This is a genomic window from Citrobacter sp. Cpo148 (assembly GCF_030332375.1).
GTDB lineage: Bacteria > Pseudomonadota > Gammaproteobacteria > Enterobacterales > Enterobacteriaceae > Citrobacter > Citrobacter portucalensis.
The window spans coordinates 143,560-150,411 of the sequence record NZ_JAOWHY010000047.1 but is presented as its reverse complement, the minus strand read 5'-3'; the positions used below and the strand labels follow the sequence as shown (position 1 = coordinate 150,411).

Annotated in this window: 6 protein-coding genes; all 6 read right to left on the bottom strand. The window is 51.6% G+C overall.

Going from position 1 to position 6,852, the window contains the following annotated elements; all coding sequences use genetic code 11:
* Window positions 1-231: 231 nt before the first annotated feature.
* Entirely contained in the window at window positions 232-1,020 is a 789-nt protein-coding gene (phoH, locus tag OGY10_RS17785; protein WP_003832078.1) for a phosphate starvation-inducible protein PhoH, read from the bottom strand.
* Window positions 999-1,295, bottom strand: coding sequence for a hypothetical protein (locus OGY10_RS17780; protein ID WP_172111178.1), 297 nt, complete (start codon window positions 1,293-1,295; stop codon window positions 999-1,001). The genes phoH and OGY10_RS17780 overlap by 22 nt, the downstream gene beginning before the upstream one ends.
* A gap of 247 nt (window positions 1,296-1,542) precedes the next feature.
* Window positions 1,543-2,826: an iron uptake transporter deferrochelatase/peroxidase subunit gene (gene efeB / locus OGY10_RS17775; RefSeq protein WP_060682394.1), complete on the bottom strand. Its 1,284-nt coding sequence runs from the start codon at window positions 2,824-2,826 to the stop codon at window positions 1,543-1,545.
* A 5-nt stretch (window positions 2,827-2,831) separates the two neighbouring features.
* On the bottom strand, window positions 2,832-3,959 hold the full coding sequence (gene efeO / locus OGY10_RS17770) for an iron uptake system protein EfeO (RefSeq protein ID WP_060682395.1): 1,128 nt from the start codon (window positions 3,957-3,959) through the stop codon (window positions 2,832-2,834).
* Window positions 3,960-4,017: 58 nt separating this feature from the next.
* Window positions 4,018-4,851 (bottom strand): iron uptake transporter permease EfeU, encoded by an 834-nt coding sequence (efeU, locus tag OGY10_RS17765; RefSeq protein WP_003036041.1) that lies wholly within the window; start codon window positions 4,849-4,851, stop codon window positions 4,018-4,020.
* Window positions 4,852-5,064: 213 nt separating this feature from the next.
* Window positions 5,065-6,573 (bottom strand): sodium/proline symporter PutP, encoded by a 1,509-nt coding sequence (gene putP / locus OGY10_RS17760; RefSeq protein ID WP_008784326.1) that lies wholly within the window; start codon window positions 6,571-6,573, stop codon window positions 5,065-5,067.
* Window positions 6,574-6,852: the final 279 nt, after the last annotated feature.

The window sequence follows — 6,852 nt, the reverse complement described above, 5'->3', positions numbered from 1 at the left end:
GCTGGCGCAGCCAGCTGGACAGACCGCGAACGGAGTGAGTGGGCTGCCCGAAGGGCGAGCGAAGCGAGTCAATCCCCCCCTCACCGCCATATTTTAAGAAGAGCTCGTACGCAAGTACGGGCTTTTTTTTCACATATTGCACATCTACGGGGGATGAGAAACCCCGACCGGTCATGTGTTAACGTCAAACAACAAAGCCCGGTTTCCCGGGCCTTGAAGACAGAGTACTTATCAGTTGTAAGCGTTGAGCGTCCGCTGACAGAGCGCAGAGCGGACGCAATCGTCTTTATTGAAACGAACAATCCCAACCATCTCATCTTCTTCGAAACGGGCCAGCGCATCGCTAAGCCCTGAGCGAACGTGGGCTGGTAGATCGCACTGGGTCACATCCCCATTCACAATCACCGTCACATTCTCCCCGAGGCGGGTCAAAAACATCTTCATTTGCGCAGCAGTGACGTTCTGAGCCTCGTCAAGAATGACCACTGCATTTTCAAATGTACGTCCACGCATATAGGCGAACGGCGCGATTTCCACCTTACCAATCTCAGGTCGCAGGCAATATTGCATGAAGGAGGCTCCCAGCCGTTTGACAAGCACGTCATACACGGGGCGAAAATAGGGAGCAAACTTCTCGGAAACATCTCCAGGTAAGAAGCCGAGGTCTTCATCAGCTTGCAGAACTGGACGGGTTACAATGATCCTGTCCACATCTTTATGGATCAGGGCCTCTGCTGCTTTTGCCGCGCTGATCCAGGTTTTACCACACCCGGCTTCACCGGTGGCGAAGATCAGCTGTTTACTCTCGATAGCATTCAGGTAGTGCGCCTGAGCTTCATTCCGCGCCGTGATTGGCGAGGCGTCGCGACTGTCACGCGCCATACCAATCGCTTCTACGCCGCCCATCTGCACAAGCGAGGTGACCGATTCATCTTCACGTTGCTTATGGCTACGCGAATCCCGCCTCAGCACACGTTTTGCTTCACGACGAGCTTTGATCACTGCTTTTTGTCTTCCCATGGATAGCACCTTGAGTTGTAGGTATACATCACACGCGCCGTTGGCGGCACGATTATGCGCACGAACATCTGAGGGTTGGCTTCCTTGTAAGCCATTGCTTGCTTTCGGATAAGACGCCACGCACAGCTACGCGCACCGTACAGGGCGTCAGTTGCGAAGATAAGAAGTGAATGAGAGAGAGATTTAGCGGTGACGAGGAGGCTACCGGAAGAGAAACGTCCGCGTAAGGTACTGCTGTTACTGTGAAAAACGTGTCCAATACAGGACTTTTCCATTCGCGATCTCCATAGTGAATGACAATCACCGCCGGGAACTACCGCTATTACTTATAAGTACATCATAACCTTTCGCTAATGCAACAATATTTTTACTTGCTGTTAACTTAAATTCTATCTTATCACCAGAGACAGTCTCTTGCAGAAAGATGACAGAATTATTTCAGTCGCATACCGATCATAAAAAATAGTTTGTTCCTTCATCAAGATGTCAGGAAAAACCCCGCTGTACTGCGGGGCATAATCATCAGGCTTCAAGCAGAGACTGTCCCAGATAATTATCTGCAGTTTTAACACCCGGCAAAGCAAAGAAATATCCCCCACCAATCGGTTTGACATATTCTTCCAGCGCTTCACCGTTCAGACGTTTCTGCACTGTCAAAAAACCTTTTTCCAGATCGTGTTGATAGCAGACAAACAACAGCCCCATATCCAGTTGACCGGAATTAGTCACACCGAGCGAATAACTGTAGCCACGACGCATCATCAGGCTGGAGTCGGTCTCTTTCGTACGCGGATTTGCGAGACGGATATGGCTGTCGAGCGCAATCACCTCGCCTTCAGGATCGCTGGCATAGTCAGGCACATCATGCTCATGCTGCATACCCAGCGGTGCGCCGGTGTGTTTATCGCGACCAAAAATCGTTTGCTGCTCTTTCAGCGGCGTACGATCCCAGAACTCAACGCGAAACTGAATGAGCCTGACGGCCTGATAGCTTCCGCCTTGCGCCCAGGCAGGCTCGCCCTGCCCGTCCGTAACCCACACCACGTCTTGCATCAATTTCGCATCCGTAGCGTCCGGATTCGCGGTGCCGTCTTTAAAGCCAAGCAAATTGACCGGGGTCTCTTTGCCTTTACTACGTGCGGCGTGGTCGGAAATAAAACCTTCACGTTTCCAGCGCACGCTAAGGAGATCGGGCGTATGTTTAATGATATCGCGCAACGCGTGGATGACAGTGTCCTGGGTGTTGGCACAAATCTGCAGCAGCACATCGCCATGACACAACGCCGCATCCAGTGAATCATTCGGGAAACGGGTCATTTTTTGCAGCTTTTTCGGCATCTGCGATTTCAGGCCATAGCGTTCATCGAACAGCGAGGAGCCGACTGACAACGTCATCGTCAGGTTGTCTGGCGCAATGTATGCACCGAGGATACCGGAATCCATAGGGGGGAGACGCGGATTCGGCGTATCCGGCGCCGGTCCACCGGTTGTCAGAAACGTAAACCGGCTGGTCAGCAACCGGAATAAACGCTCAAGATCGGCCTTATCGCTGGCAAGAACATCGAATGCCACCAGCATCATTGATGCCTGCTGCGGCGTCAGGATCCCCGCCTGATGCTGACCATAAAACGGCTGCGCTTCACTACGTGCATCCGGAGACAACGTGCCCGGCGCGCTTTGTGGTTTTTGCGCGTGGGCAACCGGACACCCACCCGCCAGCGCCAGCGCCCCACCCAGGGCGCCCATCCCTTTCAGTAAACGTCGGCGTGACGGTTCGCTCACGCCGTTTTCATTATCTTGCTGCATAGTGCTTAATCCAGACCCAGAACACCGCGTAATTGCGACAAATCTTCCGCCAGCGTCGTGATTGGCCCTTTCAGTGCATTACGATCGGCATCAGTCAGTTTGTCATAGGTTTCAAAGCCGTCTTTGGTACGGTACTTGCTCAGAATGGTATCGACCTTTTTGAAGTTCGCATCCACCTTCGCAAGCAGTTCAGCATTGGATTTTTGCAACTGAGGACGCAAGAGATCGACAATTTTCTGCGCACCATCGACGTTAGCCTGGAAATCCCACAGATCGGTATGGCTATAGCGATCTTCTTCCCCACTGATTTTGCTGGCAGCAACTTCTTCAATCAGTCCTGCTGCCCCGCCAACAACTTTAGACGGTGGGAAAGCCAGCTCGCTAATACGCGTTTGCAGGTCAAGAACATCGCTGTTTAATTGGTCGGCGTACTTATCCATACCTTTGGTGGTATTGTCGCCAAACAGCGCTTTCTCCAGGCGGTGGAAGCCGGTGAATTTAGGATCGGCGGCTTTTTGTTCGTAATCATCTTCCCGCGCATCGATGCTGCCGTCGAGATCGGAGAACAGTTCAGCAATCGGTTCAATACGCTCATAATGCTGACGGGTTGGCGCATACAGCGATTTCGCTTTTTCCAGATCGCCTGCCTTAATCGCATCGGTAAAGGCTTTAGTGCCCGCAACCAACTGCGCGGTTTCGGCTGTCACATAGGCTTTGTATTCGGTAATCGCGCCGCTCAGACTCAGCAGAGCCTCGCTTTGCGCGGCATCCGCCGTTGCGCTACCTTTTACGATCAGTTTGCCTTTCGGGTTAGTCAACAGACCGCAGGTCATATCATATTCGCCTGGCTGGAGGTTAGCGGTCATTTTCTGGCTAAAGCCTGGTGCAATGTTTTCGCGCTCCTCAACCACCATAACGCCTTTGAGGATCTCCCACTCCAGCGCTTTCTGGCTATGGTTCTGGATGATGAACTGCGTTTTCCCGGCATTAACCGTGATAATCATCGGTTCACATTGTTTGTCGTTAACCGTGACTTTCACCTGCGGAATATCGGCAGCTTGTGCATTAAAAGCGGAGGCAAACAGCGCGGCGATACCTAGCTGCAGCGCACTACGGCGAAAATTAAACGTCATAACCTATCCCTATAAATAAATATGTTGTAACTAAAAAGTATTCTGCATCGCGTTTTTATCAAGGTGCGGTACGCGATGCCGTAGTGCCTGAACGCGGCGGTAACGCAAACATAATCAACGCCGGAATCAGGTAGATAAACCAGACAGCGACTTCACTAACGCTTGGCGCTTCCTGATAGCCGAAAATGCCTTCCATCAATGTGCCAAACAGCGAATGCGTCGACAGCACACTGCTCAGGTCAAACGCCACATCCTGAAAATGATTCCACAACCCAGCTTCGTGGAAAGCGCGGATCGCCCCAGCGGCAAGACCGGCAGCCACCAGCAAAATGAACAGGCTGGTCCATTTAAAGAATGCCCCGAGGTTGAGGCGAATACCGCCGAGGTAAATCAGGTAACCCAGAACCACCGCGGTAGCCAGCCCGAGCATCGCGCCTAACGGCGGCCAGATACCTACATCCTGCTGGAATGCTGCCAGCAGGAAGAACACCGATTCCAGCCCTTCACGGGCAACAGCAAAAAAGACCATCATCACCAGCGCCCAGCCGTGATGGTTGCCGCGTTGCAACGCGTTATCGACAGCCTGTTCAAGCTGGACTTTGACGTTGCGCGAAACTTTACGCATCCAGAACACCATCCAGGTGAGGATCACCACGGCAATGACCGCCACGATGCCTTCAAACAGCTCCTGTTCCTTTTGCGGAAATTCACCGGTGGTTTCGTTGATGAAAATCCCTAACGCCAGGCATAACGCCGCCGCCAGCAGAACACCAATCCACATCACACCAATCCATCGACCACGCTGAGTCCGTTTCAGGTAGCTGGCAATCAGGCTGACAATCAGCGCGGCCTCTAACCCTTCGCGCAACATAATTAGAAATGGAACAAACATGCGAAGAACCCTTAAACGTTATTCTCAGTCAATTGATGAAAAGAAAAGTAAATTACAGTGATAGTGATTATCATTACAGCAAAGAAAAACTCAAGCAGAATGTTTTGAGAATGATGACTGAATGTAAAAGGCCAAGCGGGTAATGGTTATAGCAGGTTTACAACGGAAGCAATAAAAAAGCCCGCACGCGGCGGGCTTGAAGACAGAGGCAGATTATTCTGCCTGTAAACGCGATGGCGGAGCTGAGTGATAATGCGCATCAGCCTCGGCAAAACGTTGCTGCATAGCAGTTGAAGGCGCTTTACCCAACAGGCTGAAGGCCACAATACCGATGCTGCCGAAAACAAAGCCCGGGATGATTTCATACAGACCCAACCAGGCAAACTGCTTCCAGACGATTACCGTCACCGCACCAATGATCATCCCTGCCAGCGCGCCGTTGCGGGTCATACGCGACCACATTACGGAGAACAGGACTACCGGACCAAACGCAGCGCCGAAGCCCGCCCAGGCGTAGCTTACCAGACCAAGTACACGGTTCTCCGGGTTCGCCGCCAGCGCGATAGACACCAGCGCCACGACCAACACCATGATGCGGCCAATCCACACCAACTCTTTCTGGCTGGCATTTTTACGCAGGAACGCTTTGTACAAATCTTCGGTGATTGCGCTGGAGCACACCAGCAGCTGGCAGCTCAGGGTCGACATAACCGCAGCGAGGATAGCAGACAGCAGAATACCGGCAATCCACGGGTTGAACAGGATTTGCGCCAGTTCAATAAACACACGCTCGGCGTTCTGGTTAACGGCACCGGCAAGCTGTGGGTTGTTGTTAAAGTAAGCAATACCAAAGAAGCCCACGGCCACAGCACCTGCCAGACACAGAATCATCCAGGCCATGCTAATGCGGCGAGCATGAACGATGCTATGGTGGGAATCTGCAGCCATAAAGCGCGCCAGAATATGCGGCTGACCAAAGTAGCCCAGACCCCAGCCCATCAGGGAAATGATGGCAACAAAATTCAGCCCTTTGAACATGTCCACGTTCTCAATGCTCTTTTGTTTAATCACTTCCAGCGAATCGTCGAATCCACCCACGCCAATGACTACCATCACCGGCGTCAGGATCAAAGCAAAGATCATCAGGCTGGCCTGGACGGTATCGGTCCAGCTAACCGCCAGGAAACCACCAATAAAGGTATAAATGATCGTCGCGGCCGCGCCCGCCCACAGTGCTGTTTCGTAGCTCATGCCAAAGGTGCTTTCAAACAGACGAGCCCCTGCCACAATACCGGAAGCACAATAGATGGTGAAAAACAGCAAAATAACCAGCGCGGAGATAATACGCAGAATTCGGCTTTTATCTTCAAAGCGACCGGTAAAGTAATCCGGTAACGTCAGCGCATTGTTATTGTATTCGGTGTGTACGCGTAAACGTCCGGCCACCAGCTTCCAGTTGATCCAGGCGCCCAAAATAAGGCCGATAGCGATCCAGCTTTCTGAAATCCCCGACAGGAAAATCGCGCCAGGCAGACCCATCAGCAACCAGCCGCTCATGTCAGATGCCCCGGCGGATAACGCGGTCACGAATGGACCCAGACTGCGTCCACCCAGAATGTAATCGTCAAAGTTTTTGGTTGAACGCCATGCAATAAACCCTATCAATATCATGCCGAAAATATAGACACAGAATGTCACTAACATCGGTGTGCTAATAGCCATCAAAACTCTCCAAAATTATGTATCAGCAATGCCGTGGCTTGCCGTTTTATTACCCTGCCGGAACGTGGCAAAGATATCTATGTTGACCAGGGCGACCGTATCCTGCCGGAAGCGATGGTTATTCACAATCGATTTAACACACCATTTACATCAAATTTGATCCAGAGTAGATAGCATTTTTCTGTAGGTTGCACTCTCTCACATTTTTTTCGGTTGCACCTTTTAAAAGTGTTAACTACCGCAGAGAAAAAGATTCTGTAATTTATACAGCCCACATCA

Coding starts and splice junctions, on each gene's coding strand:
- phoH (WP_003832078.1), bottom strand. CDS start 1,020: ATGGGAAGACAAAAAGCAGTGATCAAAGCTCGTCGTGAAGCAAAACGT.
- OGY10_RS17780 (WP_172111178.1), bottom strand. CDS start 1,295: ATGGAAAAGTCCTGTATTGGACACGTTTTTCACAGTAACAGCAGTACC.
- efeB (WP_060682394.1), bottom strand. CDS start 2,826: ATGCAGCAAGATAATGAAAACGGCGTGAGCGAACCGTCACGCCGACGT.
- efeO (WP_060682395.1), bottom strand. CDS start 3,959: ATGACGTTTAATTTTCGCCGTAGTGCGCTGCAGCTAGGTATCGCCGCG.
- efeU (WP_003036041.1), bottom strand. CDS start 4,851: ATGTTTGTTCCATTTCTAATTATGTTGCGCGAAGGGTTAGAGGCCGCG.
- putP (WP_008784326.1), bottom strand. CDS start 6,573: ATGGCTATTAGCACACCGATGTTAGTGACATTCTGTGTCTATATTTTC.